The following is a 24,178-nucleotide window of genomic DNA, read 5'->3' on the forward strand; positions in this document are numbered from 1 at the left end:
AAGTCCGAAACAGCCGACGGCTTCTTGTGCATGGGCGATGGCGGTACGGGTGGGGCCACCGGCACCGGCAATGATCGGCACCTTGCCGCGGCAGGTGTCCACCGCGGTCTTGACCACCTGGCCGTACTCGGGGCCCGACAGCGAGAAGTACTCACCCGTGCCGCCGGCGGCAAAGAGAGCGCTGGCGCCGTAGGGGGCCAGCCACTCCAGGCGCTCGATGTAGGTYTTGGGGCGGAATTCACCCTGCTCGTCGAAGTCGGTGATGGGGAACGACAGCAGGCCGGAGCCCATGATGGATTTGAGTTCTTGCGGGTTCATGGTCATCCAGTCAGATCGGTGGGTGGGAGATTGCACAAAACAGGCACCAGCGCAGCGTCATGGGCTGCGGCAGAAGTCATACAACTACTTTAGGGCGCCCCAAACGCTCGCGGGAGATGCTCCGGATTTGCATTTTCAAGCCAAATGTTAACGTTAACAAAATCATTCGGCACTAAGGTTAACCCTTAGTCATGGGATCTCTATGGAGATACTCCGAGATATTTTCAAAAGATGCTTTGCTATATTTTTTATAGCTTCCAGCGCTTTACCATCAAGCGGTAGCAGCCATTTTTATTCAAACTTGCAGCCAGTCAGGCAGTGGAAATCGCCTGGAGGAATGCTTTCTGGACGTTGACCTTCACAGCGGCAGCTACGCCGGCAAATGCCACACTGAGCCGCACCACACTCGCCGCCGACCCAGTCCTCGAGGCAATTTTCCACACTGCTTGTCGATAGACTCCGCCCATGCAAGCCCCCTCCACTCCCTCCACAGCATCCCCCGCACCGCGCGACCGCCCTGCGGTCACGCTGCGGGAGGTGGCCGAGCGCGCAGGGGTGTCGATGATCACCGTCTCGCGCGCCATCAACACGCCGCACCAGGTATCGGAGCGCACGCGTTTGCGCGTGCAGGAGGCCGTCTCCAACATGGGCTACGTGCCCAACCTCGTCGCGGGCGGCTTACGCTCGGCGCGCAGCCACGTGGTCACCGCGCTGGTGCCCACCCTCACCGGGCCCCTGTTCGGCGAGATGGTGCAGGCGCTGACCGATACGCTGGAAGTGCGCGGCTTTCAGGTGATGGTGGGCCAGGTCGGCTATGCGCACTCGCGCGAGGATGAGCTGCTGCGCGCCATCGTGGGCCGGCGCCCGGATGGCATCGTGGTCACGGGCGTCATGCATTCGCCCGAGGGGCGCCGCATGCTCATGGCATCGGGCATCCCCATCGTGGAAACCTGGGACTTCACCGACACCCCTATCGACATGCTGGTGGGCCTGCGGCACGAAGCACTGGGCGCCGCCGTGTGCGAACACCTGTTTGCCAAGGGCCGGCGGCGCCTGGCGCTGCTCAGCGGTGGTGACGAACGCGCCGCCCGCCGCGCCCGCGGGTTCCAGGCCGCGGCCCTGCGCCTGGGCCTGCGCGAGCCGGCGGTGCGGCTGGGCAAATCCCCCACCACGCACGCCGACGGCCGTGACGGCCTGGCCGCACTGCTGGCCGATGCGCCGGACATCGACGCGGTGTTCTGCAGCTCCGACATGCTGGCACTGGGCGTGTTGACCGAGGCACGCGTGCGCGGCATTGCCGTGCCCGGGCCGCTGGCGGTGGTGGGGTTTGGCGATATCGACTTCGCGCAGACGGTGAGCCCCAGCCTGACCACCGTGCGTATCGACGGCACGCGCATGGGGCAGATGGCGGCCCAACTGATCGCCGACCGTGCCGACGGTAAGTCCGTAGCGGAGCCGGTGGTGGACATCGGCTTTTCCATCGTGGAGCGGGAAAGCGCATAGCCTCACCCGCCCAGGCGCCACATGCAATTTGTGGTGTATTGTATTGACATCATGCGCAGCACCGCCAGCTCTCCGCCGGACCTCGACCAGTTCCTCGACCACTTGGCCCACAAGGCCCAACCCGGCGAGCGCCTGCCCACCATCCGCGAGCTGATGAAGCGCTTCGGCGCCTCGCAGATGCTGGTGCAGCGCGCTTTTCAGGGACTCAAGGACCGGGGCCTGATCGACTCGCAGGTAGGGCGTGGCACCTACTTTCGGGGCACCGGCGCACACCGTGCCGCAGCAGCGCCGGCTGACGGCGAGCGCCCCCGGGCGCCTGAGGCCGGCACCGCCCTCCCCGCCGTGAAATCGGTGCTGCTGCTGCGCCGCTCCATCAGCATTGCGCGCGGCCGGGTACTGGTGGAAGGGCTGCAGCGCCGCCTGGCGGCCGAAGGACACCGGGTGCTGGAGCTGTCGTACAACGACCCGGACCATGCACTCACCGTGCTCAAGGGCCTGCCGCGCTTCGATGCCTGCGTGGTGCAGTCCACCTTCAAGGCCATTCCCATTGCCCTGCTGGCCGCGCTGCGCGACAAGTGCGAGGTGCTGGCCGTTGACGGCGCAGCCCTGGTGGGTGCCGACGTGGAGGCCGTCGGCACCGAATGGGGCGAACCGCTGGCCGCCGCCATCGAGCAGCTGGTGCAGCAAGGGCACCGGCGCATTGCCTATGCCACGACGGCCCACCCCTATCTGGCCACGCAGCTCGGGCGGCGCCGCTTTGCCAGCCTGCAGCACTCCCTGCCCGGCGTGGAGTTGATCGAGATCACCCAGGACCAGCTCCCACACGAGGACTACGCCACACGGCTGGTGCAGCAGCTGCAGGCCAGCGCCGATGCCGCTGGCGCCCTGCCCTTCACCGCGCTGGTGGCCTGGGGCATCGAGGACGGCGCCCTGTTTCAGCGCCTGCTGGCCCATGCCGGCATCGCCGTGCCCGCGCAGCTGAGCGTGGTGCTGCTGGGGCGCACCGACCTGGCCAACGAGCATGCCGATTTCTTCGACGTGGTGGGCTGCAGCGTGGCCGATCAGGTGGAGGCCCTGCACGGCGCCATTACCGCGCGCTGGGCGGATGCCGGCAGGCCCTACGGCATCCACCTCACGCCCGTGGTGCGGCGCGCGGGCGCATCGGTGGCCGCGCTAGCCTGAGCAGCCGGGCGCCACACGCGCCACGGTCTGCACCGTGAGCGCAGCCGACTCGCCCACATAGGTCTTCGCATCCAGCGCCCGCAGCAGGTCGGCCGGCAGCGCACCGCCGTCAAACGGTGGCAGCGCACGGATCGCCTCCACAAAGGGCACGCCGTCGGACTGCGCGCGCTGCGCTGCCGCGTACAGCAGGCGGTGTGCCTCGTGCCGGCCCATGCGCTGGGTCAGTCGCATCATCACGGCCTCCGACGCGATCAGGCCCTGCGTCAGCCCCAGGTTGCGCGCCATCGCCTCTTCGTCCACGACCAGGCCGCGGGCCAGGCGTGCCAGCGTTTCCGTGACCGAGGCGGCGATGATGGCGATCTCGGGCAGCAGGGCGTCGGCCACGTTGGTAGCGGATGAATCGCCCTCGTCCATGCGCACCATCGTGTCCTGCGCGGCCTGCACGCGGGTGCGCAGCATGCGTGCCAGGCTCACCAGCAGCAGCGCGGTGGAGGGGTTGCGCTTTTGCGCCATGGTCGAGCTGCCCACCTTGCCCAGGTGGAAGGCCTCGGCCACCTCGCCGATCTCGGTGCGCTGCAAAAAGACGACGTCCTGCGCAATCTTCTGCGCCGTGCCGGCGAGCAAGCCCAGTGCAGCCAGGTAATCACCCGCCCGGTCGAAGGACGACCGCAGCGGCAGCGGCGCTGCCAGCAACCCCAGTTGCGCGGCCAGCCGTGCCTGGACCGCCGGCCCCAGCGGCCCGGTGGCGGCAAAGGTGCCGATGGCGCCGCCCATGCTGGCCGGGAAGGACGTGGCCAGCCGCTCAGCCAGGCGCTGGCGGCTGCGGTCGAGCTCGTCCACCCAGCCCGCGAGCTTGAAGCCCAGCGTCATGGGCAGCGCATGCTGACCATGTGTGCGCCCTGCCATGGGCGTGGCCTGGTGCGTCAGGGCCAGCGTGGCCAGCGCATCGATGGCGCCATCCAGGTGCCCCGCCAGCAGCGCGTGCGTGCGCTGCATCTGCAACGCGCTGGCGGTGTCGAAGATGTTCTGCGTGGTCGCACCCCAGTGGATGTAGCCGGCCGCCGGCTCGCCGCACAACTGCTCGAAGCGGTGCAGCACCGGGACCAGCGGGTGCTGGGCAAAAGCGATGGCCTGGGCCAGCTGCGGCAGGTCGAACATCTCGGCACGCGCGTTCGCGGCAATCACGGGCGCCGCCTCGGGCGGGATCACGCCCAGCTCGGCCTGCGCGCGGGCCAGCGCGGCCTCCACGTCCAGCCAGGCTTGCAGGGTGGCGCCATCGCTCCAAAAGGCCTTGGCCTCGGCACTGAACCAGTGGCCCGTGATGAAGGATTCGAACATTCCGACCGCCATGTGTGCTCCGTTCATACAACCTAGGGTATGTCCCTGTATTGCACTTGTATTGTATTGATTTGATTAGAAAAATCTGAATAAATTCAGCATCGAATGGCACCAGGTACGTCTTCGATTGAGCTGCATTGTATTGCATTGCAAAAAATCAATACATACAATTTGCCTGTCAGCTACAAACCCCATCCCATCGGAGACAAGTCCATGACAAGGTATTCCCCGGCAGGTGCTCCCGCCTGCTCCACCCCTCTCGCGCTGTTGCTGGCCTGCGCCGGCCTTGGTGCCTGCGGTGCAGCGCAGGCACAGTCTTCGCTCACCATCTACGGCATCGTCGACCAGGGTCTGGCCCGCGCCAACGGCGGCACCACGCCGGGCGCGCTGCTGCCCGGCCGCGGCGTGACGCCCCTGGTTTGGACGCTCAAGGCCGGCAACACCTCGCGCCTGGGCTTTGCGGCGCGCGAGGACCTGGGTGGCGGCCTGTACTCACGCTTTCAGCTGGAGCACCGCTTTGCCGCCGACACCGGCGCGCCCAGCAACCCCAATGTGTTCTGGCTGGGCCGCTCGGTGGTGGCCGTGGGCAGCAAGGATTGGGGCGAGGTGTATGCGGGCCGCGAATACTCGGCCGCTTACACCGTGGCGCTGAACGCCGACCCCACCTACTGGAGCTACGTAAGCCAGCTCGGCTCGGCCTACACCTATGCCAACTACACGCCGGTGGCCGCCACGGTGGAGGCCTCCAACATCCGCTGGGCCAACACGGTCGGCTACAAGTCGCCCACCATTGCGGGCGTCAGCGCAGAGGTTGCCGCAGCCCTGGGAGAGGGCACGCGCAGCAATGCCACCTCGGGCAACCTGCAGTACAAGAACGGCCCGGTGTGGCTGGGCGCCGCATTTGACCGGCTCGATGCCAGCACCCACTTGGCACTGGTGGCGGGCGGATACGATTTCGGCGTGGTGCAGGCCAAGGCCAGCGTCAGCCGCGCCAAGGGCGGTCTCAACGGCGATGCCACTGCCTACAGCGTCTCGGCCCTGGTGCCACTGAGCTTTGGCCGCACCTACGTGATGTACGGAAAGCTCAACCCAGCGACGAACCTCGATTCGCAGATGATCGGCGTGGGCCTGCAGTACGACCTGAGCAAGCGCACTTTGCTCTACACCAACCTGGGTACCGCCAAGCGCGACGGGCTCACACGCACCACGGCGATCGATTTCGGCGTGAAGCACACATTCTGAACAGGAGGCATGCCATGCAACGCAGAGAACTCCTGAATCAAGCTGCCGCCATCGCAGCAGGCGCACTGGCACCCAGCCTAGCGGCCCACGCCCAGAGCGACAGCAAACCCATCTCGCTCATCGTGGGTTACTCGGCCGGCGGCAGCGCCGACCTGGTGGCGCGCGTCGTGGGCACAGAGCTGGGCAAGCGCCTCTCACGCACCGTCATCGTCGAGAACGTGGCCGGCGCCAGCGGCATGCTGGCCGCTCAACGCGTGCTCAACGGGCCCACCGACGGCAGTCTGCTTTACATGGGCGGCACCGACACGGTCGTGGTGCCCATGGTCAACGCCAAGGTTAAGCTCGACTGGGAGAACGACCTGGTGCCCGTGGGCCGCATGAGCACGGTGCCCATGATCTTCGCGGTGCCCAAGGCGGCCCCCTACGCCAGCCTGGCCGACCTGGTGGCGGCACTGCGCAAGGGTGGCAAGGACAGCATCAACTTTGCCACGCCGGGCATCGGCACCATGCAGCACCTGTACGGCGCGCTCATCAACAAACAGGCCAAGGTCGCCATGCTGCACGTGCCCTACCGCGGCGGCACGCACATCACCAACGACCTGGTGGGCGGCCAGGTAGACAGCGCCATGCTGGTGCTCTCCACCGCGATGCCATTCCTCAAGGACGGCAAGATCAAGGCCCTGTCGGTCTCCGACACCGTGCGCGTACCCCAGCTTCCCGACGTCAAGCGCATCGGTGAGGAAGACGGCTTCGCCGGTATGGCTTTGCCGCTGTGGCAGGGCCTGTTCCTCAAGGCTGGCACACCCGCCACCACCGTGGCCGCGTACGACAAGGCCCTGAAGGAGACGCTGGCCCAGCCCGAGCTGCGCCAAAAACTGCTGGACGCAGGCATCACAGTGGCACCCATGGGCGGGCCCGAGTTCAAGGCCTTCATCAAGCCCCAGGCTGCGCTGTACCGCGACATCGTGACCAACTCCAAAATCACGATGGAGTGACGGCAGACAGCAAGGCCGCCGACTGTTTGCGCAAGGCACCGCACCCTCCTGGTGGCGCTGGCGGTGCCTCCTTCGCCATGGCGGGTGGGACGACGGGGCGGACTCAGTTGCGCACCGCGCCCGCCAGTTTTTTCACCACCGGCGCCATAGGCTCTTGTATATCGGTCACTGCGCTTGGCGCAGCCGAATGCGGTGACAAGGCCTGGTGCGTGCCGTCGAAGCGGCACGCTGATGCTAAAGGCACAACGCCCGGTCACATTACCCGTCCAACACCGAGCGGCCGTGGTTTTGGCGCGCAGCGCCTCAGGCTTTGTAGATCAGCGCTGCGGCCCGCGCCTCCATCGCCAGCCCCTGCCCCACGGGCCCCAGGCGTTCGGCGGTCTTGGCCTTCACATTCACCTGGCCCGGTTCGATGGCCAGCGCCTTGGCAATGCATTCGCGCATGCCGGGAATGTGCGCAGCCAGGCGCGGGGCCTGGGCCACCACGGTGCTGTCCACATTGCCGATGCTGTAGCCCGCGGCGCGCACGCGGCGCGCGGCTTCCGCCAGCAGCACGGCAGAGTCTGCCCCGCGAAACTGCGCGTCCGTGTCCGGGAAATGGGTGCCGATGTCGCCCAGGCCCGCCGCGCCCAGAATGGCGTCGGTAATCGCATGCAGCAACACGTCGGCATCCGAATGGCCCAGCAGACCCATGGTGTGCGGAATGGTCACCCCGCCGATCACCAGCGCGCGGCCTGGCACCAGCGCATGCACGTCCCAACCTTCTCCAATCCTGAAATTCATGTGTGCCTTTTGTTAGCGACTTACCCAGCTCTTACGGCGTCGTTGCCCCGCCGTGCCGTACGTGCGTACTGCCTGCGGCCAAGCGCGTCGCAAGAACCGAAGGGCTGAGCTGGTGAGCCGCTCCTGTTCCGCTGCGTTGATAAATCCGTGTCTCGCACCAACGAATTCGCGGGCGATGTGCTTCAAAAAATAGTCTTGCGCCCCGTCTCGGTGGCGCCCTGCCCGCGCTCGCCGCCAAAGCGTGCCAGCGTGGTGCCGTGGCCGCGCTGGGCCAGCACGGCCTCTGCCAGTGCAAAGTCGTCAGGGTAGGTCACCTTGAAGTTCTGCGCGCCGCCGGGCACCAGGCGCGGGTGCAGGCCCATGGCCTCCATGGCGCTGGCTTCATCCGTCACGTTGGTGCCCACCTTGGCCAGGGCATCCTGCAGCGGGCCGATGCGAAACATCTGCGGCGTCTGCGCCAGCCACTTGTTGCTGCGGTCCACCGTGGAGGACACGCGCACGCCGCCCGGGCCGTCGGTCGATGTCTTGAGCGTGTCGGCCAATTGGTGCGCCAGCAGGCCGCCCACGCTGTCTTGCGCGCAGACGTCGATGAGCCGGTCGATCTGCTCGGCCGTGACCAGGCAGCGCGCTGCATCGTGCACCAGCACCCAGTCGTCGGGCTGGGCGCCCCGTGCCTGCAGCGCTGTCAGCCCGCCCTGCACCGTGGCGGCGCGCGTGGGGCCGCCACAGTCGACCACAAAGAACGATGGATGCCCATGGGCCTCCAGAAAATGATCCCCAGGCGCCACGGCCACCAAGGTGCCGGCCAACCGGCCCACACCCGCAAATGCCGCCAGTGTGTGCATCACCATGGGGTAGCCCGCCACCAAGTGGTATTGCTTGGGCAGGGGTGGTGGCGCTGCGGCATCGCCCGCCGCCGCAGCCAGCGCGCCGAAGGCCGACACGGTGGAGCCAGCCGGTGCGGCAGGCGGAGCCGCCACCGCGCGTGACCCGGTCCCCGCGCAAGGCACCAGCGCCCAGAAGCGCCCTGGCGCCACCTGAGGGGCGTGGGACGTGGCGAGCGAGGATTGCAGCAGCGGGTCGATGGTCATGAGGGGGCCATTTTAGGAGGGGCGGGATGGTGCCCCGTCCACTGCGCCCTCAGCGTTGTCGCGGGCGGCGGCAGGCGAGGGCGTGCGCGGGCCCGGCAGAGTTCATGCGCAGGTTCTAGAATGCTCCGTTGCCCCCGAAACAGCCCGTGCGCTTTCTGCGCCCAACGGGTGCGGCGGGCCCACCGACGACACGTACCGTCCGCATGGAACTGCCCAAACTCTCCCCCGGAAAACGCTTCACCCTGCCCCGCCCCGTGGGCAGCGCCGATTCGCTGCTGCTGGCCCGCCTGGCCGAACGTGACAAGGCCGCAGGGCGCACCACCGCCATCGTCACGGCCGACGCCACCGATGCGCAGCGCCTCATCGAGGAAATGGCCTTCTTCGCGCCCGGGCTGCGCTGCGCGCTGTTCCCGGACTGGGAGACGCTGCCGTACGACACGTTCTCGCCCCACCAGGATCTGATCAGCGAGCGGCTGGCCACGCTGTGGCGCATCAGCCAAAAAGACAAGGACACCGGTGCCGACGTGGTGCTGGTGCCGGCCACCACGGCGCTGTACCGGCTGGCGCCGCCGTCTTTCCTGGCGGGGTACACCTTCCACTTCAAGGTCAAGCAAAAGCTCGACGAGGCCAAGTTCAAGGCCCAGCTCACGCTGGCGGGCTATAGCCATGTGTCGCAGGTGGTCAGCCCTGGCGAATACGCGGTGCGCGGCGGGCTGATCGACCTGTTCCCCATGGGCTCGCTGGTACCGTACCGGGTGGACCTGTTCGACGACGAGATCGACAGCATCCGCACCTTCGACCCCGACAGCCAGCGCAGCCTGTACCCCGTGCCCGAGGTGCGCCTGCTGCCCGGCCGCGAGTTCCCCATGGACGACGACGCGCGCGCCAAGTTCCGAAGCCGCTGGCGCGAGATGCTGGAGGGCGACCCGACCAAGAGCCGCATCTACAAGGACATGGGCGCGGGCGTGGCCACAGCTGGCATCGAGTACTACCTGCCGCTGTTCTTCGATGACACAGCCACGGTGTTCGACTACCTCGGTTCAGAAGCCACCGTGGTGCTGCACGGCGACCTGGAGCCGGCCTTCCAGCGCTTTTGGCAGGACACGAAAGACCGCTTCCGCCTGGTACAGGGCGACCCCGAGCGCCCGGTGCTGCCGCCCGAGGAGCTGTTCCTCTCGGCCGACCAGTTCTACACGCGCGCCAAGGAGCATGCACAGCTGTCCATCCGCCCCGGCGTGGAGGACATTGCCGAGAACCCGCACTTTCAGAAGCTGGGCGACCTGTCGGTATTGCGTGGTGCCGAAGACCCGCTGGCCCGCCTGCACGCCCACATCCGCAACACCCAGCACCGCGTGCTGCTGCTGGCCGAAAGCGCGGGCCGGCGCGAGAGCCTGCTCGACTTTCTGCGCGCGAGCGGGGTGAACCCGCCGGCCTTCGACTCGCTGGCCGAGTTCCAGGGCACGGCCGACGAAAAGGTGGGCATCGCCACCGCCGGCCTCACGGTGGGCTTCAGTTGGATCGAGGACGGCATCGACTTCGTCACCGAGACCGAGCTCTTCGCCGCCGGCCCCACCACGCGCCGGCGCAAGAAGCAGGAGCAGGTGAGCGACGTCGAGGCCTTGATCAAGGACCTGGCCGAGCTGAACGTCGGCGACCCCGTGGTGCACAGCGCGCACGGCATCGGCCGCTACCGCGGCCTCGTCAACATGGACGTGGGCAACAAGAACCCCGACGGCACGCCCGCCATGCAGGAGTTCCTGCACCTCGAATACGCCGACAAGGCCGTGCTCTACGTGCCCGTGAGCCAGCTGCAGCTGATCAGCCGCTACACCGGCGTGAGTGCCGACGAAGCGCCGCTGCACAAGCTCGGTAGCGGCCAGTGGGAAAAGGCCAAGCGCAAGGCCGCCGAGCAGGTGCGCGACAGCGCGGCCGAGCTGCTCAACATCTATGCCCGCCGCGCGGCGCGCGAAGGCCACGCCTTCCGCTACAGCCCGCAGGACTACGAGACTTTTGCCAACGACTTCGGCTTCGAAGAAACCGCCGACCAGAACGCCGCCATCCACGCGGTGATCCAGGACATGATCAGCCCCCGCCCCATGGACCGCCTGGTCTGCGGCGACGTGGGCTTCGGCAAGACCGAGGTGGCCCTGCGCGCGGCCTTTGTGGCCGTCACCGGCGGCAAGCAGGTGGCCTTTCTGGCGCCCACCACGCTGCTGGCCGAGCAGCACTACCAGACGCTGGTGGACCGCTTCAGCAAGTGGCCGGTGAAGGTGGCCGAGGTGTCGCGCTTTCGTTCGGGCAAGGAGATCACCGCCGCCATCAAGGGCATCGGCGACGGCACGGTGGACATCGTGGTCGGCACGCACAAGCTGCTGTCTGAGTCCACTAAGTTCCACAACCTGGGCCTCTTGATCATCGACGAGGAGCACCGCTTCGGCGTGCGCCACAAGGAGCAGATGAAGGCCCTGCGCGCCGAGGTGGATGTGCTGACGCTGACGGCCACGCCCATCCCGCGCACGCTGGGCATGGCGCTCGAAGGCCTGCGCGACCTGTCGGTCATCGCCACCGCGCCGCAGCGGCGCCTGGCGATCAAGACCTTCGTGCGCAACGAGGGCACGGGTGTGATCCGCGAGGCGGTGCTGCGCGAATTGAAGCGGGGCGGGCAGGTGTACTTCCTGCACAACGAGGTGGAGACCATCGAGAACCGCCGCCAGAAGCTCGAAGAGATACTGCCCGAGGCCCGTATCGCCGTGGCCCATGGCCAGATGCCCGAGCGCGAACTGGAGCGCGTGATGCGCGACTTCGTGGCCCAGCGCTACAACATCCTGCTGTGCTCGACCATCATCGAGACCGGCATCGACGTGCCCACGGCCAACACCATCATCATGAGCCGCGCCGACAAGTTCGGCCTGGCGCAGCTGCACCAGCTGCGGGGCCGCGTGGGCCGCAGCCACCACCAAGCGTACGCCTACCTCATGGTGCCCGACACCGAGGGCCTGACCAAGCACGCCGCGCAGCGCCTGGACGCCATCCAGCAGATGGAGGAGCTGGGCAGCGGCTTCTACCTGGCCATGCACGACCTGGAGATCCGCGGCGCCGGCGAGGTGCTGGGCGAGAACCAGAGCGGCAACATGCTGGAAGTAGGCTTCCAGCTGTACAACGAGATGCTCAACGAAGCCGTCAAGGCGCTCAAGGCCGGCAAGGAGCCGGACCTGCTCTCGCCCCTGTCGGTCACCACCGACATCAACCTGCACGCCCCCGCCCTGCTGCCCGACGACTACTGCGGCGACGTGCACCTGCGCCTGTCGTTCTACAAGAAGCTGGCCACCGCCAAGACGCCCGACCAGATCGACAGCCTGCTCGAAGAGATCGTGGACCGCTTCGGCAAACTGCCGCCGCAGGCCCAGACCCTCATCGACGTGCACCGCCTGCGCGTGCTGAGCCAGCCCTACGGCGTGGTGAAGGTCGATGCCGCCCCGGGCGTGATCAACATCACCTTCAAACCCCAGCCGCCCATCGACCCGATGCGCATCATCGAGCTGATCCAGAAGAACAAGCACATCAAGCTGGCGGGCAACGAGAAGCTGCGCATCGAGCGTGAGTTGAAGGACCCGAAGGACCGCGCGCAGATGGTGCGGGATATCTTGCGCTCGCTGGGGCAGCCGGTGGCGGCACCGGTTTGACGGGTTGCAGGCTCCCAAAGCTCAGCGGGCAGTGGTGAATCCATGTTGACCGACACCCCGCGCAGGGCGTGGTCCGCCGCGTGGGCGCTGCTGCTCGCGCTGTGGGTGATCGCAGCCTGGAGTGCGCAGAGCGGGTTCTCGTCCAGCGGCCCGATGAACATGCATTGGTCGCCCGGGTTTTTGGTGGTCATCAGCATCCCGGTCAGCGTGCTGGCCCCCTGGGCTGCCTTCAAGCTCGGAGCCCGCTTGCATCGGGCGGCCGCATCGATGGTGGTGGTGATCACCGGCTGGTGGCAGTTCTGGCTGCCCGCCACGATGAGGGACGTCGGCTATTCACTCCGCTATGAGATCCCCGACCCTTACATCTGGCCAGGCCAGCCAGGCTCTGCCGCGCTGGCTTTGAGCGTGGCGCTGTGGCTTTTTGCTCCACTGGCGCAGTGGACCGGGCGGCGGTCTTTGGTGAGCGGCGCGGTGGGTGCGGCGTGCACCGCCGCGGCAGTGCTGGCACTGGACGGGTCGGATTGGAGTTACGTGCCATGGCCGGCAGCTCTGGGCGGCTTCGTGGGCATCATCGTGGTGGTTGCGGCACGGCATCGCGTATTACCTGCACACCCGATGCTCCGGTGGCTGAGCCTGTGGTGTACCGGAATGCTGGGGCTGATCGTATTCTGGTTTGTCACCGAGGCTGCGGCGGGGTGGGTCCCGCATTCAGTGAATGGGTGGTTTACAAGATGGCTGTACTCCTGAGACGAGGCCCGGTCTCTGCAGCAGTGCTCCGGTCAACCACGCCCTGTGGGTGCCCTTGGGCAGATATCGACCCAAAAAGGCCGCCACCGCTGATCCCACATCATATTATTGCTACCAATAACATAGCAACACACCGTCAACAGGCGGGGCTGCCCCGTGGGCCCTTGCCGGACCATCGGCGTGTGGTGCAGGAATTGCTAACCCCCAGGAACGCGCGGCGCGGCCGCATTGCAGCAGCGCCACCGCCGGTGGCCGCTGGCTTGTTCCACCCCTTGGGAGTTGTTCCATGAATTCTTGGCGTCTGGTTTCTACCCTTACCTCCACAGTACTGGCGCTGTGCAGCGCAACCGCCGCATTCGCACAGGCGCCCTACCCCGACCGCCCCGTCAAAGTCATCGTGGCCCTGCCCGCGGGCGGCAGCGCCGACATGATCGCGCGCGTGGTCACGCAGAAGATGGCGGCCGAGCTGGGCCAGCCATTCGTGGTGGACAACAAGGCCGGGGCATCCGGCCAGATCGGCACGCCGCTGGTCTCGCGCGCCGCGCCCGACGGCTACACGCTGATGGTCTCGCCCGCGTCCTTCCTCACCACCAACAAAAGCATCTTCAAGACCCTGCCCTACGACCCTGAGGCGGACTTCGTGCCCATCACCAAGTTCGTCAACCAGCCCATGGTGCTGGTGGTCAAGGACAAGCAGAAATTCCCCACCGTGGCCGCGGTGATCGCAGCCGCCAAAGCGGCGCCCGGCAAGCTCACCTACGCCTCGTCCGGCGACGGCAGCCCGCAGCACCTGGCAGGGCTGATGTTCACCACCCGCACCGGCACCGACCTGCTGCACGTGCCCTACAAGGGCGGCGCCCCGGCCATCAACGACGCCCTGGCGGGCACGGTGGACATGCTGTTTGCGGTGCTGCCCGAAGCGCTGCCGCACATCCAGTCCGGCAAGCTGCATGCCCTGGGCCTGATGGCCGCGCAGCGCACCGGCACGCTGCCGCAGACCCCGACCATGGCCGAGGCAGGCGCGCCCGAGATGAACCTGTCGGCCTGGGTCGGCCTGCTGGCCCCGGCCAAAACGCCCCAGGCCGTCATTGACCGGCTGCAGCGCGCCGCGCATGCGGCCCTGGCCGACCCCGACACCCGCGCCAAGCTGGCCTCCAGCGGCATGGAGGTGGCGCCGGGCAGCAGCCAGCAGCTCAAGGACTCGATCTCGCAAGAGATCAAGGTCCATGCAGAGCTGGTGAAGGCGGCAGGGCTGGTGCCGCAGTGAGCAATCTCGGTGGCTGTGCAATTCGCCACATGACCGAACGCACCGCTGCACGCCACGCACCCATAGACTGCCCCGTTCAGTGCAAGCGTACCGGCCTCTGACGCGGACCACTCAGCAGCCTTCAGCCCACCATTTCAACTGCCACCGAAGGCCTCCGACAAAAACTCTGCAGTCGCCCGCACCCGGGCCGTGCGTTGCAGGTCGGGGTGCATGACCTGCCAGACCTCGTGGTCGCTGGCGCGGCGGCGCTGCGGCCACACTCGCACCAGGCCTTCACGTTCGCCCAGGTGCACCGGCATCTCGCCCAGGCCGATGCCCGCTGCCACCGCCTTGCGCAGCAGCAGGCTGGAGTTGACGGCCATGGCGATCCGGGCATGGCGGGCCGGCACCTCGACCACTGTGGGAAACGGGCTGTGGTCCAGGTACGGGCGGTAGGCCACCAGCTGGTGGCCGCGCAGTTCGTCATCGGGCACCGGCTCGCCGAATCGCGTCAGATAGGTGGCGCTGGCAAACAGGCCCACCGGCCAGGCGGCCACGCGGCACACTACCAAGTCCGGTGACTCGGGACGGACGTTGCGAAACGCGATGTCGGCCTGCCGCCGCGTCAGGCTGAGCACCTGGGTCGAAATCTCCAGGTCCACGCGGATGGTGGGCCAGCGCTGCTGCAGCCGCTCCACCGCCGGCAGCAGGAATTCGATGGCGATTGAATCGGAGCTGGTGACCCGCACCAGCCCGCCGGGGTTGTCGTCCTGGCCTTCGATCTTGGCGCGCAGGTCCAGCGCCGCGCTTTCCATGCGCCGCGCTGCAGCCAAAGCGGTCTCGCCCGCGGCCGTCAGCAGGTAGCCGTCTTTGGCACGCAAGAACAGCTTGGCGCCCAGCTCGGCCTCCAGCGCGTTCAGTCGCCGCCCCACAGTGGCCTGGTCGATGCCCAGGCTGCGGGCCGCGGCGCGCAACGAGGGCGTGCGGGTCAGCGCCAGAAAGATGCGGGTGTCGTCCCAGTTCATGGTGGTGTTGGTGATGCAAATTTGCATCACTGTAGAGCGAAACTGCTGCATTTCAAAGGCACCGTGGCGGCTTAACCTTGGGGCATTGACATCGATTCAACCCAAGGAACCCTGCCCATGTCCGCCCTCATCCAGCATTCGCCTGCAAGCCAGCCCACCATGCAGGCCATCGTGTTCGACGACTTCGGCGGGCCCGAAGTGCTGGTGGCCCGCCAGATCACAGCCCCCGAGGTGCGCCCCCACGACCTGCTGGTGCGCAACGCCGCCATCGGCGTCAACCGCGCCGACCTGTCGCACCGCAAGGGCGCCTATGGCCGCGCCTACTTCGGCGATGCGGACACCATGGGCCTGGAGGTCGCCGGCACGGTGGTCGAGGTCGGGCCGCAAGTGCGCGGCTTCAGCGTGGGCGACCGGGTGATGGGCATCGTGGGCGGCGGCGCCTACGCCGAGCTCTCGCGCATCGACCACCGCATGGCGATGCACGTGCCCGCGGGCCTAGATCTGATCGCTGCGGGCGCGGTGGCCGAGGTCTTTGTGACCGCGCACGAAGCACTGTTCCACCTGGCCCGCCTGCAGCCCGGCGAGTCGGTGCTGATCCACGCCGCTGGCGGTGGGGTGGGGTCGGCCGCGGTGCAACTGGCCCATGCAGCGGGTGCACAGGTGTTCGCGACGGCGGGCGGCGACAAGCACGACGCGGTGCGGGGCTTCGGGGCCGATGTGGTCGTCGACCACCGCAGCGAGGACTTCGCGGCCGTGGTTGCCGAGAAAACGGGCGGCCAAGGTGTCGATGTGGTGATCGACTTCATCGGCGCGCCCTACCTGGAACGCAACGTGCGCTCTCTGGCGGTGGGAGGGCGCATGGTGGCCGTGGGCCTGCTGGGCGGTGCACAGGGCGCCACGCTGCCGATGGACGCGGTGCTGTACCGCCACCTGCAGATCTTTGGCACCGTGATGAAGTCGCGCCCGCCCGAGGTCAAGCAGGCCATGGTGCAGCGCTTTGCCCAGCGGTGGCTGCCCGCTCTGGCGGACGGCACGATCCGGCCCGTGATCGACAGGACCTACCCGCTGGCCGAGGCTGCGAAGGCACACCAGCGCATGGAATCCGGGGCCAGCATTGGCAAGATCTTGCTGCTGCCCGGCCAAGCCGACCGCTGAGGTGGCGCGCCGCGCCCTGCACGCCCTGCGCTTGCAGTGATGCAGCGGACGCTGTGGATGCGGTGGATGCAATGAATGCAGTGCAGACGGTTCAGGCTGCAAAAAGGGAGTCGCATTTTTGCCCGATCTTTTCGCTTGACTTAGAGTGCGCTCTAACTTTCAGAATCGTTCCCATGGCATCCCTCCTCACCATTGCCGACGTCGCACAGCGCACGGGCCTGACCGCGCACACGCTGCGCTACTACGAGCGCGCCGGTCTGATCGCGCCCGTGGCGCGTGCACCCGGCGGCCAGCGCCGCTATGCGGCGTCGGACATGGAATGGATCGGATTCCTGCTGCGCCTGCGCGAGACCCAGATGCCCATCGGGCAGATGCAGGCCTTCGCGCGGCTGCGCAGCGAAGGGAACGCCACCGCCCCCGAGCGGCGCGAGTTGCTGCAGCAGCACCTGGCCCAGGTGCTCGCCACGATCAACGCCATGCAGCAGGCCGCGCAGGCACTGCAGGCCAAGATCGCGCACTACGAGGATCTGGAGGCTTCCCTTTGCCCTACGCCATCACCACCCACCCGCAAACCCCGCAAAGGAAGCACCCCATGACCTCAGAAACCAACGCCCGCTATCTGCAGGGCCTCGCCAAGCTGCGCGAGATCGACGGCCAGGCCGGTGAGCACGTCGTGGCCAGCCTGGCCGACATCGCACCCGACTTTGCCCGCTACCTGATCGAGTTTCCGTTCGGCGACATCTATTCGCGCCCGGGTCTCGACCTGCGCAGCCGCGAGATCGCGGTAGTGGCCGCGCTCACGGCGCTGGGCAACGCGGCGCCGCAGCTCAAGGTGCACCTGCAGGCCGCGCTGAACGTCGGCGTGACGCGCGAAGAGGTCGTGGAAGTCATCATGCAGATGGCCGTCTACGCGGGCTTTCCGGCTGCGCTCAATGGCCTGGCGGCTGCGCGTGAAGTGTTTGCAGCAACGAGTGATGCCGAACCGGCGCCGGCCTGAAGCGCCGGCCCCAGGCCTGGGCCCGCGCGCCCTCGCAAGAGCCGCCTAGCCCAGGGCCAGGCTGTCCGCATCGAAAGACGGGGGCCGCAACAGGTCCTCGTCGATCCCCATCACCTTGCTGGCGCGTTCCAGCGCCTGCCACAGGGGCGCGGGCATCTGCAGGATTTCTTCGGGAGAGGCAGAGCGCGCAATCCACGCGCTGATTTCTACGTGCTGCTCGGGGGTGAGCAGGTCCAGGTTCAGCATTTCGTCAATGGTCTTCATCTTGGGTCGATCGTGGATCGCCTGCGGGCGAAAGTCTGGCTGGCGCGTGTGGGCGGGTACCCAAGGCTACATGACAAACACGCACATGCTGCCGAAGCCGCGAATATCAACCGGGACCGCCGCGCCCGCCGCGGCATTCACCCCCGTTTCCACGCCGCATGAAAGCCGAACGGCACCACCTGCGGCAAATGCAGCGTGGCCAGGCACTGCATGCTGGCAGGGTCGACCACACCGATCACCGTGCCCTCGTCGCCCTCAGCGAGCGTCGGCACCAGCAGCACGCCATCGTCTTCGGCCGTGGAGCCCGGGCGGTCCACGAACAGGGGCTCCAGATGCACAGCCGCCTCTCGCTGCCAGGCGCCGGCAATGCGGCCGGCGTCCAGGTCCAGCTTGAGCGTTCGGTCGAACAGGGGCGCCTTGCCGTCCGGGTCGAACCCGGCGAACCAGGCATGGCGGGACCGCTGGCGGCCCCAATAGGCGCCATGCACCGAAGGCAGCTCGACACTCGCACCCCCTACCAGCAGCTGGGGCTGCGCGTCGCTACGGCCAGGCTCCAGCCGGTAGCGCTGCACTCGGTGCTGCACGCCCACCGGCTCGCCCGCACGCAGGCGCGCCAGGCGGAACGCGCTGAAGATTTCGGGCCCGTCGGTGGTGCACAGGTCCAGCACCAGCGTGGCGGGTGATCGGCCGTCCGCACTGGGCTCATCCCAGGCCTGCACCGCATGAAAGCTGGCCATTGCTGGCACCGCCCAGCTGCGCACGCCGCCGTCGGCGAGCGAGATCGCGTCGATGGACGAGCCCGCAGCGCTCTTCCACGCAAAGTTGTCGATGAAGCCCTGGCCCGACAGCGCCAGCTTGATGGCGTTGACCCGCATGGCCGGCTGCCACACCAGCACATGCGTGGGCGTCATGGCAAAGGCATGCAGGTAGCCCGCCTGGCGCACGGCCCAGCGCGCAATCACCTCGCGGGTGCGGCTGCCTGCCACGATCTTGAACAGCTTGTAGGTGCACTTGGGGCCCATCTCGACGCCCACGTTCCAGTAGGTGCCCTGAGCGTCCGTGATGCCGTGGGCCGACATGACGTGGATGACCTCGGCATCGTCATACACGATGCGGCCCGTGGTCTGCAGCGTATCGGGGTCGAAGCTGGTCAACAGCGGAGTTTCGGTCTGCGCCACCCACTGCGAGCCGATGCGCGCCATCACCACCGCCCCGTTGTCGGTGACCACCGGGTTGCGCAGATGGCGCAGGCGGTGAAACCACCCGGCCGGGCTGGGGCTGCCAAAGCCGCCGCGGGCCGGCTTGCGCGCCGCCAGGCTCTCGCGCAGGTCATCGGTCTGCAAGTAGCGGCTGCGGTAGCTTGCGCTGGCGCCCCCGGCGTTGCCCGGTGCAAACCGTATGCGGTGCAGCATGGCCAGGCCATCGAACCAGTGCGCATAACTGCCGTGCGGCAGGTCCCACAGCGCCGGGCCGTTGAGCAGCAAGCTGCCGCCCAGCATCCAGGGCGGCACATGCCCACGGATGTCCACGGCCGTGTCGTCGAGCTCACGGGCGTCGGACTGAAGGCCGCGCAAACGATTGGACATGTCTGCCGGTGCGGCACGCGAGGCGGTGGAAGCAAGGGTCATGGGGCATCTCATTCAACAAGGGCGAGCCCCCTCATCATGGCCCAAGCCATGCAGTTGCGGCAGCGCTGTTGGCCATGCGGCAGGCGCTGCTGGTCCTCATCTGTTGGAAGCGGGACAAGAACCACTGACCGTCTGGCCGCAGACAAAGCATTGAACCCTCGACCGGCAAATGCATTAATTATCGATTCCAATCATTGCACACGGTATTTACACCTGCGATTATTGAAAGAATTCTGAAAGGCATTTGAAAGATATTCGAAAGCAGCTTGAAAGCCAAGTCAAGAACTGCTCGAAATATATACAACCTCCTAGGGTTCTTCCGGGTTTGCGCATCCCACGCCACAGCACCTATATTCCATTGCAAGCGATCGGCCGGCATTTTCGAATCGAATACCGCTACCCACAAACCATCGCTTCATAATCAATTCCGATTCACGAGGCGATTTTCAGGAGATATGGCATGGTGAATGTTGATGCGCCGCACAGCCGGCGGCAATGGCTGCTGGCCAGTGGCCTGCTACTGGCACACACCTGCAGCCGCGCAGCGCCGCCCCCGGCGCAGGGCGATGTGCGCAAATCACCGCTGGTGTTCGCAGTCATCACCCCACGCGGAACCGATGCTGCGCTGGCAGCGTGGACTTCTTTCGTCCAACGCGTGGCGCAGGAGCTGGGCCAGCCCATCACCCTCAAGCCATGGGTCTCGCCCGACCCATCAGCCCTGGCCGGCGCATTTGCCAGCGGCGAGATCGACCTGGCCTGGGCGGGCAACTCAGCCGCACTGGCCGTGGTGGAGCGCGGCGTGGGCGAGGTTTTTGCCCAGATGGTGACGGACACCGGCAGCACCGGCTACCACTCCATCATCGTCACGCACAAGGACAGCGGTCTCAAAACCCTGGATGCCGCCCAGCAGCCCGGCAAGGGCCTGGTCTTTGCCGACGGCGAAACCAAGAGCTTTTCGGGCCACCTGGTGCCGCTGTACTACGCCTTCGTCAAACGCGGCATCAACGACCCGGCCGGCGTGTTCACGGAGGTGCGCCGCGGCAGCCATATTGAAAATCTCACTTTGGCGGCGCAACGCAAGGTGGATATTGCCACCGCCAATGACGAAGAACTCAAGATGTTCAAGGTCAAAAACCCGGAGCTGGCCAGCCAGCTCAATATCCTGTGGACATCGCCGGTGATTCCGCAATCTCCGCTGATATGGTCCACCGCCCTCCCCCTGGATACCCGCCGCAGGCTCCAGCAGATCATTACCGCGTTCGGCAAGAACAACGCGCTGGACGAAGAAGTGCTCAAGCAGGTCAACAACCTCTCGGCCTTCAGAAAATCACGAAACTCGCAGCTCATCACGGCGGCAGACATCGACATGTTCGTGGCCTGGCAGCAGGTCAATCGCAACAAAGAGCTGTCTGAAGCTGCCAAAGCCCAGCGCATCCAGGCCATCAGCGAGCGCGCGTCGCGCCTGGAGCTGCGGCTGAAGCTCCCGCCCAGCGTGGCGTAGGCACGGCTGGCACGGCGCGCATCAAGCCGGCCTGCCTGCCTGCCTGCCTGCCTGCCTGCCTGCCTGCCTGCCTGCCTGCCTGCCTGCCTGCCGGGCGTGGACGATACCATTGCGGGTTTGCGGCCACGCCCAGCACCTATTCTTTTCCAGCCATGACCCACGCCACCGAATTCGCTCCCGGCCTAGTTGTCCAGGGCATTGAGCCCCCGCTGTCCCTGTCTGCCTACAAGCTCATCGCTTTTGACATGGACTCCACCCTCATCAACATCGAATGCGTGGACGAGATCGCCGACGCCGCAGGCCGCAAGGCCGAGGTGGCGGCCATCACCGAGGCTGCGATGCAGGGCGTGATCACCGACTACAAGGAGAGCCTGCGCCAGCGCGTGGCCCTGCTCCAGGGCGTGACGGTGCAACACATGGAGCAGGTGTTCACCGAGCGCCTGCGCTTCAACCCCGGCGCCAAAGAGCTCATCACCGCAGCCAAGGCCGCCGGCCTGACCACGCTGCTGGTCTCGGGCGGCTTCACCTTTTTTGCCGACCGCGTGAAGGCGGGCCTCGGCATCGACTTCGCCCGGTCGAACATGCTGGAAGTGGAAGGCGGCCTGCTCACCGGCCGCATGGTGAACCAGCCCTGGGGCGACATCTGCGACGGTGCCGAAAAGCGCCGCACCCTGCTGGAAGTGGCGTCGCTCATGGGCATTGCCCCATCGCAGGCCATCGCAGTGGGTGATGGCGCCAACGACCTGCCCATGATGGGCGTGGCCGGCCTGTCGGTGGCCTACCACGCCAAGCCCGCCGTGCGCGCGCAGGCCAACGTGGCCATTAACGAGGGCGGGCTGGACCGGCTGCTGGAAGTGCTGCGCTGAGCAACGCCTGCTGAAGGCCCTGCGTACCGGGCGCCCCGCCGCCAGGCGAGCGTCACTCCAGATACAAGGGCAGCGGCAGCCCTGCCACCGGCACCGAGGCATGCCGGGCCGACCCATTGCGCGGCGCGGCCACGGCGGCGACCACCCCCGTGGCCGGTGCCGTGGGCACCATCAAGTCCGCCAGCGTGACCCCATCCAGCACGTCCAGGTAAGCCTGCATCGCGCGCCCCAGCACGCCCTTCAAGCGGCAGTGGCTGCTCAGGCGGCAGCGGTTGGTCTCGGGGTCGAAGCACTCCACCAGATGGAAGTCGGTCTCGGTGGCGCGAACCACCGCTCCCACATTGATCTCTGACGCCGGGCGCATCAGCCGCATGCCACCGCCCCGCCCGCGCGTGGTCTCCAGCAGGCCCTGGGCGCCCAGCTGCTGCACGATCTTCATCAGGTGGCTGCGCGAAATGCCGTACCCCTCGGCCACCTCGACGATGGTCACCGGCTGCTCGCGGCCTTCGGTGGCGGCGCAGTACATCAGCACGCGCAGCGTGTAGTCGGTCCATTGGGTCAGGCGCATGGACTTTGCCCCAGGTCAATCAAAAGATTCATAGCGGCTGAATTTTATCGAATAAAATATTCACATCACATGAATCTTTAAAAGGACCGCCATGAACGCCCGCGCAGACCATCTCCACACCGCTTCGTCCGCCACGGATTTCGATCTGAATGCCCAGCAGCAGATCGGCCAGATCGCCGTGCACCTGCCGGGCGCCACTGCGGTGTTCCGCCGCCTCAAGCTGGACTTCTGCTGCGGCGGCCAGGTCGCGCTGGCACAGGCCACTGCCGACAAGGGGCTTGATGTGAATGCGGTGCTGGCCGAGCTGGCGGCCCTGCAGCACCACGAGGCTGCGCCCGAGGCGGCTTCCCCCAGTGTGCTGATCGACCACATCCTGGTGCGCTACCACGAGGTGCACCGCGCCCAGCTGCCCGAGCTGATCCGCATGGCCCGCCGCGTGGAGGCCGTGCACCGCGACAACCCGCAGGTGCCGGCGGGGCTGGCCGACCTGCTGGAAGCCATGCACGAAGAACTGCTCTCGCACATGCGCAAGGAAGAGCAGATCCTGTTCCCCATGATGAAGGCCGGCGGTAGCCCCTTCGTAGGGCAGCCCATCAGCATGATGCGCGCGGAACATGTGGACCATGGCGCCGCGCTCGACCAGCTCAACGCGCTCACCCACGATGCCACACCGCCGCTGGGCGCCTGCAACACCTGGCGCGCGCTTTACGCCGGCATCGCTCAGTTGAACGACGATTTGATCAGCCACATCCACCTGGAGAACAACGTGTTGTTCCCGGCGTTTGAGGCAGACGCCGCTCCATCCGCAACCTCGTCACCTGCGCAGGGCTGCGGGTCGTCGGGCTGCGCCTGCGGATGATGAAGATGATGCAGGCGACGAACGGCAGGTCTACCGCCACCCTTGACACAACGAGCAGCGCGGTCCCCACGGGCGTGCCCAACCCGGACAGCATCGCGCAGTTGGTGCATGGCTTCTATGCGGACGTGCGCGCGGACCCATTGCTCGGGCCGGTGTTCGAAAAGGCCCTGCACGGGCAGTGGGATGTGCACCTGCAGCGGCTGGTGGACTTTTGGAGCACGGTGGCGCTGGGCACGCGCAGCTTCAGGGGCGACGTGTTCGGCAAGCACATGGCGCTGGACGGCGTGACGCCCGCGCATTTTGCGGCCTGGGTACGGCTGTGGCAGCTGCACACCACCCGGCTCTTTGCGCCCGAGGCCGCCCAGCAGTTGCAGCTGGCGGCCCATGGCATTGCGCGCAATCTTTTCAGGGGTTACTTCGGCGAGGCGCCGTCGTTTTCCACCGACGTGGCGCCGGACACGCGAGCGCCCTGAGTCGGTTCGCAAGGCCCCGTCGGCCTGCGCTCATCCTTCCAATGGTAGCTAGGTAGCGAGGGCGGGCCTTGTGCGCCAAGGCCCTCCCCACCCCAGAGCCCTACTTGTCCTTTTTGGTGCCGGGCGTGAAGAACAGCGCCACACCCACCGCAATCAGCGCCACCGGCCACCACACCCGCAGCAACTCGCGCAGGCTGATGCTGATGAGCCCCAGGTTGGTCAGCAGAAAAAACACGCCCAGCACGACCAGAACGATCGCAGCGATATTGCCCTTCATGTGCATTCCCTCGGAGTTGTTGGTGTGGTCTGAGCGCGATTATGGCGGGACTGGAACGCGCCGCGCCTACGGTGCGGGCCGACCTGCGGCGCCGGCGCGCAGCGGCGTGAGCAGGTCGGACAGACCGTTGTGGTCGATCTCGCGCATCAGCGCCAGCAACTGCCCGAGCTCACCTTTGGGAAAGCCTTCGCGCGCAAACCAGTGCAGGTAGTTGCCCGGCAGGTCGGCCAGCAGCGTGCCTTTGTACTTGCCGTAGGGCATCTGCACGGTGACCAGGCGGTGCAGCTTGTCGGGGTCAATGGCCTGCATCGCTCACCTCGTGGGGTTGTTGTGCACGTGTTGCTGCAATCGGCCTCGCGCATTCTGCGCGCCGTGTCAGGAGATATGGGTAGCTTGCCATGAGGGAAGTGAGGCGTTGGTCAGCCTTCAAGATTAAC

At 66.8% G+C, this 24,178-nt stretch carries 24 protein-coding genes; 14 read left to right on the forward strand and 10 right to left on the reverse strand.

Annotation, left to right across the window (positions count from 1 at the left end; translation table 11 throughout):
• On the reverse strand, positions 1 to 318 hold a 318-nt coding region (locus tag ASF16_RS16065; protein ID WP_200926920.1), incomplete at its 3' end, for a dihydrodipicolinate synthase family protein.
• Between the two features lie 465 nt (positions 319 to 783).
• Here ASF16_RS16065 and ASF16_RS16070 point away from each other — a divergent pair.
• Entirely contained in the window at positions 784 to 1,821 is a 1,038-nt protein-coding gene (locus ASF16_RS16070) for a LacI family DNA-binding transcriptional regulator (RefSeq protein ID WP_056169402.1), read from the forward strand.
• Positions 1,822 to 1,872: 51 nt separating this feature from the next.
• Entirely contained in the window at positions 1,873 to 3,003 is a 1,131-nt protein-coding gene (locus ASF16_RS16075) for a GntR family transcriptional regulator (protein ID WP_235507404.1), read from the forward strand.
• Here ASF16_RS16075 and ASF16_RS16080 read toward each other — a convergent pair.
• Entirely contained in the window at positions 2,995 to 4,353 is a 1,359-nt protein-coding gene (locus ASF16_RS16080; RefSeq protein ID WP_056169407.1) for an adenylosuccinate lyase family protein, read from the reverse strand. The two genes, ASF16_RS16075 and ASF16_RS16080, sit on opposite strands and share 9 nt — an antisense overlap.
• Positions 4,354 to 4,554: 201 nt before the next feature.
• Between ASF16_RS16080 and ASF16_RS16085 the strand changes: the two genes are divergently transcribed.
• Complete coding sequence (locus ASF16_RS16085) at positions 4,555 to 5,583, forward strand: porin (protein WP_056169409.1); 1,029 nt, start codon at positions 4,555 to 4,557, stop codon at positions 5,581 to 5,583.
• 14 nt (positions 5,584 to 5,597) lie between these two features.
• Positions 5,598 to 6,578, forward strand: coding sequence for a tripartite tricarboxylate transporter substrate binding protein (locus ASF16_RS16090; RefSeq protein WP_056169413.1), 981 nt, complete (start codon positions 5,598 to 5,600; stop codon positions 6,576 to 6,578).
• Between the two features lie 303 nt (positions 6,579 to 6,881).
• On the opposite strand, the gene ispF is transcribed toward ASF16_RS16090, so the two are convergent.
• Both ispF and ASF16_RS16100 read right to left on the reverse strand, forming a co-directional pair.
• Complete coding sequence (gene ispF / locus ASF16_RS16095) at positions 6,882 to 7,361, reverse strand: 2-C-methyl-D-erythritol 2,4-cyclodiphosphate synthase (protein WP_056169416.1); 480 nt, start codon at positions 7,359 to 7,361, stop codon at positions 6,882 to 6,884.
• Between the two features lie 182 nt (positions 7,362 to 7,543).
• Positions 7,544 to 8,452, reverse strand: coding sequence for a 2-C-methyl-D-erythritol 4-phosphate cytidylyltransferase (locus tag ASF16_RS16100; protein ID WP_056169420.1), 909 nt, complete (start codon positions 8,450 to 8,452; stop codon positions 7,544 to 7,546).
• A gap of 203 nt (positions 8,453 to 8,655) precedes the next feature.
• On the opposite strand from ASF16_RS16100, the gene mfd reads away from it, so the two are divergent.
• From mfd to ASF16_RS16115, 3 genes are all read left to right on the forward strand, one after another.
• Positions 8,656 to 12,135 carry a transcription-repair coupling factor gene (mfd, locus tag ASF16_RS16105; RefSeq protein ID WP_056169423.1) on the forward strand — a complete coding sequence of 1,160 codons (3,480 nt, stop codon included), beginning with the start codon at positions 8,656 to 8,658 and terminating at the stop codon, positions 12,133 to 12,135.
• Positions 12,136 to 12,177: 42 nt separating this feature from the next.
• A complete protein-coding gene (locus ASF16_RS16110; RefSeq protein WP_056169424.1) occupies positions 12,178 to 12,882 on the forward strand; it encodes a hypothetical protein in 705 nt (234 codons plus the stop codon).
• A 286-nt stretch (positions 12,883 to 13,168) separates the two neighbouring features.
• Positions 13,169 to 14,149, forward strand: coding sequence for a tripartite tricarboxylate transporter substrate binding protein (locus tag ASF16_RS16115; RefSeq protein WP_082516988.1), 981 nt, complete (start codon positions 13,169 to 13,171; stop codon positions 14,147 to 14,149).
• A gap of 134 nt (positions 14,150 to 14,283) precedes the next feature.
• Here the strand turns inward: ASF16_RS16115 and ASF16_RS16120 are convergent, their stop codons facing one another.
• Entirely contained in the window at positions 14,284 to 15,153 is an 870-nt protein-coding gene (locus tag ASF16_RS16120) for a LysR family transcriptional regulator (protein ID WP_056170593.1), read from the reverse strand.
• 159 nt (positions 15,154 to 15,312) lie between these two features.
• Here ASF16_RS16120 and ASF16_RS16125 point away from each other — a divergent pair, with 159 nt between their 5' ends.
• The 3 genes from ASF16_RS16125 to ASF16_RS16135 all read left to right on the forward strand — a co-directional run bounded on the left by ASF16_RS16125 (position 15,313) and on the right by ASF16_RS16135 (position 17,305).
• Positions 15,313 to 16,308, forward strand: a complete 996-nt coding sequence (locus ASF16_RS16125) for an NAD(P)H-quinone oxidoreductase (protein ID WP_056170596.1) — start codon at positions 15,313 to 15,315, stop codon at positions 16,306 to 16,308.
• Positions 16,309 to 16,481: 173 nt separating this feature from the next.
• Positions 16,482 to 16,904 carry a MerR family transcriptional regulator gene (locus ASF16_RS16130; protein ID WP_056169427.1) on the forward strand — a complete coding sequence of 141 codons (423 nt, stop codon included), beginning with the start codon at positions 16,482 to 16,484 and terminating at the stop codon, positions 16,902 to 16,904.
• Entirely contained in the window at positions 16,901 to 17,305 is a 405-nt protein-coding gene (locus ASF16_RS16135) for a carboxymuconolactone decarboxylase family protein (RefSeq protein ID WP_056169430.1), read from the forward strand. The genes ASF16_RS16130 and ASF16_RS16135 overlap by 4 nt, the downstream gene beginning before the upstream one ends.
• A gap of 45 nt (positions 17,306 to 17,350) precedes the next feature.
• Here the strand turns inward: ASF16_RS16135 and ASF16_RS16140 are convergent, their stop codons facing one another.
• Together ASF16_RS16140 and ASF16_RS16145 are read right to left on the reverse strand one after the other, a co-directional pair.
• Positions 17,351 to 17,569: a hypothetical protein gene (locus ASF16_RS16140; protein WP_056169433.1), complete on the reverse strand. Its 219-nt coding sequence runs from the start codon at positions 17,567 to 17,569 to the stop codon at positions 17,351 to 17,353.
• 137 nt (positions 17,570 to 17,706) lie between these two features.
• Positions 17,707 to 19,197: a carotenoid oxygenase family protein gene (locus tag ASF16_RS16145; RefSeq protein ID WP_056169436.1), complete on the reverse strand. Its 1,491-nt coding sequence runs from the start codon at positions 19,195 to 19,197 to the stop codon at positions 17,707 to 17,709.
• 460 nt (positions 19,198 to 19,657) lie between these two features.
• Here ASF16_RS16145 and phnD point away from each other — a divergent pair, with 460 nt between their 5' ends.
• A complete protein-coding gene (phnD, locus tag ASF16_RS16150; protein WP_056169439.1) occupies positions 19,658 to 20,698 on the forward strand; it encodes a phosphate/phosphite/phosphonate ABC transporter substrate-binding protein in 1,041 nt (346 codons plus the stop codon).
• Between the two features lie 152 nt (positions 20,699 to 20,850).
• Positions 20,851 to 21,564, forward strand: coding sequence for a phosphoserine phosphatase SerB (serB, locus tag ASF16_RS16155; protein WP_056169441.1), 714 nt, complete (start codon positions 20,851 to 20,853; stop codon positions 21,562 to 21,564).
• A gap of 52 nt (positions 21,565 to 21,616) precedes the next feature.
• Here the strand turns inward: serB and ASF16_RS16160 are convergent, their stop codons facing one another.
• Positions 21,617 to 22,132: an Rrf2 family transcriptional regulator gene (locus ASF16_RS16160; RefSeq protein WP_056169444.1), complete on the reverse strand. Its 516-nt coding sequence runs from the start codon at positions 22,130 to 22,132 to the stop codon at positions 21,617 to 21,619.
• A gap of 91 nt (positions 22,133 to 22,223) precedes the next feature.
• On the opposite strand from ASF16_RS16160, the gene ytfE reads away from it, so the two are divergent.
• Together ytfE and ASF16_RS16170 are read left to right on the forward strand one after the other, a co-directional pair.
• The gene (gene ytfE, locus ASF16_RS16165) at positions 22,224 to 22,991 is read left to right on the forward strand and encodes an iron-sulfur cluster repair protein YtfE (protein ID WP_056169447.1); all 768 of its coding nucleotides are present in this window, start codon (positions 22,224 to 22,226) and stop codon (positions 22,989 to 22,991) included.
• Positions 22,988 to 23,464, forward strand: a complete 477-nt coding sequence (locus ASF16_RS16170; RefSeq protein ID WP_369817166.1) for a group III truncated hemoglobin — start codon at positions 22,988 to 22,990, stop codon at positions 23,462 to 23,464. Before ytfE ends, ASF16_RS16170 begins: the two co-directional genes overlap by 4 nt.
• A gap of 100 nt (positions 23,465 to 23,564) precedes the next feature.
• Here the strand turns inward: ASF16_RS16170 and ASF16_RS26570 are convergent, their stop codons facing one another.
• Both ASF16_RS26570 and ASF16_RS16180 read right to left on the reverse strand, forming a co-directional pair.
• Positions 23,565 to 23,741 carry a LiaI-LiaF-like domain-containing protein gene (locus tag ASF16_RS26570; RefSeq protein WP_200912439.1) on the reverse strand — a complete coding sequence of 59 codons (177 nt, stop codon included), beginning with the start codon at positions 23,739 to 23,741 and terminating at the stop codon, positions 23,565 to 23,567.
• Positions 23,742 to 23,807: 66 nt separating this feature from the next.
• A complete protein-coding gene (locus ASF16_RS16180) occupies positions 23,808 to 24,041 on the reverse strand; it encodes a DUF3820 family protein (RefSeq protein ID WP_056170603.1) in 234 nt (77 codons plus the stop codon).
• Positions 24,042 to 24,178: the final 137 nt, after the last annotated feature.

Origin of the sequence: Acidovorax sp. Leaf78, from assembly GCF_001422735.1 — a bacterium.
Classification (GTDB): domain Bacteria; phylum Pseudomonadota; class Gammaproteobacteria; order Burkholderiales; family Burkholderiaceae_C; genus Acidovorax.

What these genes read in the sequence shown, in the direction of transcription:
- ASF16_RS16070 (WP_056169402.1), top strand. Translation starts at nt 784, where the DNA reads ATGCAAGCCCCCTCCACTCCCTCCACAGCATCCCCCGCACCGCGCGAC.
- ispF (WP_056169416.1), bottom strand. Translation starts at nt 7,361, where the DNA reads ATGAATTTCAGGATTGGAGAAGGTTGGGACGTGCATGCGCTGGTGCCA.
- ASF16_RS16135 (WP_056169430.1), top strand. Translation starts at nt 16,901, where the DNA reads ATGACCTCAGAAACCAACGCCCGCTATCTGCAGGGCCTCGCCAAGCTG.
- ASF16_RS26570 (WP_200912439.1), bottom strand. Translation starts at nt 23,741, where the DNA reads ATGAAGGGCAATATCGCTGCGATCGTTCTGGTCGTGCTGGGCGTGTTT.
- ASF16_RS16125 (WP_056170596.1), top strand. Translation starts at nt 15,313, where the DNA reads ATGCAGGCCATCGTGTTCGACGACTTCGGCGGGCCCGAAGTGCTGGTG.
- ASF16_RS16085 (WP_056169409.1), top strand. Translation starts at nt 4,555, where the DNA reads ATGACAAGGTATTCCCCGGCAGGTGCTCCCGCCTGCTCCACCCCTCTC.
- ASF16_RS16080 (WP_056169407.1), bottom strand. Translation starts at nt 4,353, where the DNA reads ATGGCGGTCGGAATGTTCGAATCCTTCATCACGGGCCACTGGTTCAGT.
- ASF16_RS16145 (WP_056169436.1), bottom strand. Translation starts at nt 19,197, where the DNA reads ATGACCCTTGCTTCCACCGCCTCGCGTGCCGCACCGGCAGACATGTCC.
- ASF16_RS16100 (WP_056169420.1), bottom strand. Translation starts at nt 8,452, where the DNA reads ATGACCATCGACCCGCTGCTGCAATCCTCGCTCGCCACGTCCCACGCC.
- ASF16_RS16130 (WP_056169427.1), top strand. Translation starts at nt 16,482, where the DNA reads ATGGCATCCCTCCTCACCATTGCCGACGTCGCACAGCGCACGGGCCTG.
- serB (WP_056169441.1), top strand. Translation starts at nt 20,851, where the DNA reads ATGACCCACGCCACCGAATTCGCTCCCGGCCTAGTTGTCCAGGGCATT.
- ASF16_RS16140 (WP_056169433.1), bottom strand. Translation starts at nt 17,569, where the DNA reads ATGAAGACCATTGACGAAATGCTGAACCTGGACCTGCTCACCCCCGAG.
- ASF16_RS16075 (WP_235507404.1), top strand. Translation starts at nt 1,873, where the DNA reads ATGCGCAGCACCGCCAGCTCTCCGCCGGACCTCGACCAGTTCCTCGAC.
- ASF16_RS16110 (WP_056169424.1), top strand. Translation starts at nt 12,178, where the DNA reads ATGTTGACCGACACCCCGCGCAGGGCGTGGTCCGCCGCGTGGGCGCTG.
- ytfE (WP_056169447.1), top strand. Translation starts at nt 22,224, where the DNA reads ATGAACGCCCGCGCAGACCATCTCCACACCGCTTCGTCCGCCACGGAT.
- phnD (WP_056169439.1), top strand. Translation starts at nt 19,658, where the DNA reads ATGGTGAATGTTGATGCGCCGCACAGCCGGCGGCAATGGCTGCTGGCC.
- ASF16_RS16160 (WP_056169444.1), bottom strand. Translation starts at nt 22,132, where the DNA reads ATGCGCCTGACCCAATGGACCGACTACACGCTGCGCGTGCTGATGTAC.
- ASF16_RS16170 (WP_369817166.1), top strand. Translation starts at nt 22,988, where the DNA reads ATGATGAAGATGATGCAGGCGACGAACGGCAGGTCTACCGCCACCCTT.
- ASF16_RS16120 (WP_056170593.1), bottom strand. Translation starts at nt 15,153, where the DNA reads ATGAACTGGGACGACACCCGCATCTTTCTGGCGCTGACCCGCACGCCC.
- mfd (WP_056169423.1), top strand. Translation starts at nt 8,656, where the DNA reads ATGGAACTGCCCAAACTCTCCCCCGGAAAACGCTTCACCCTGCCCCGC.
- ASF16_RS16090 (WP_056169413.1), top strand. Translation starts at nt 5,598, where the DNA reads ATGCAACGCAGAGAACTCCTGAATCAAGCTGCCGCCATCGCAGCAGGC.
- ASF16_RS16115 (WP_082516988.1), top strand. Translation starts at nt 13,169, where the DNA reads ATGAATTCTTGGCGTCTGGTTTCTACCCTTACCTCCACAGTACTGGCG.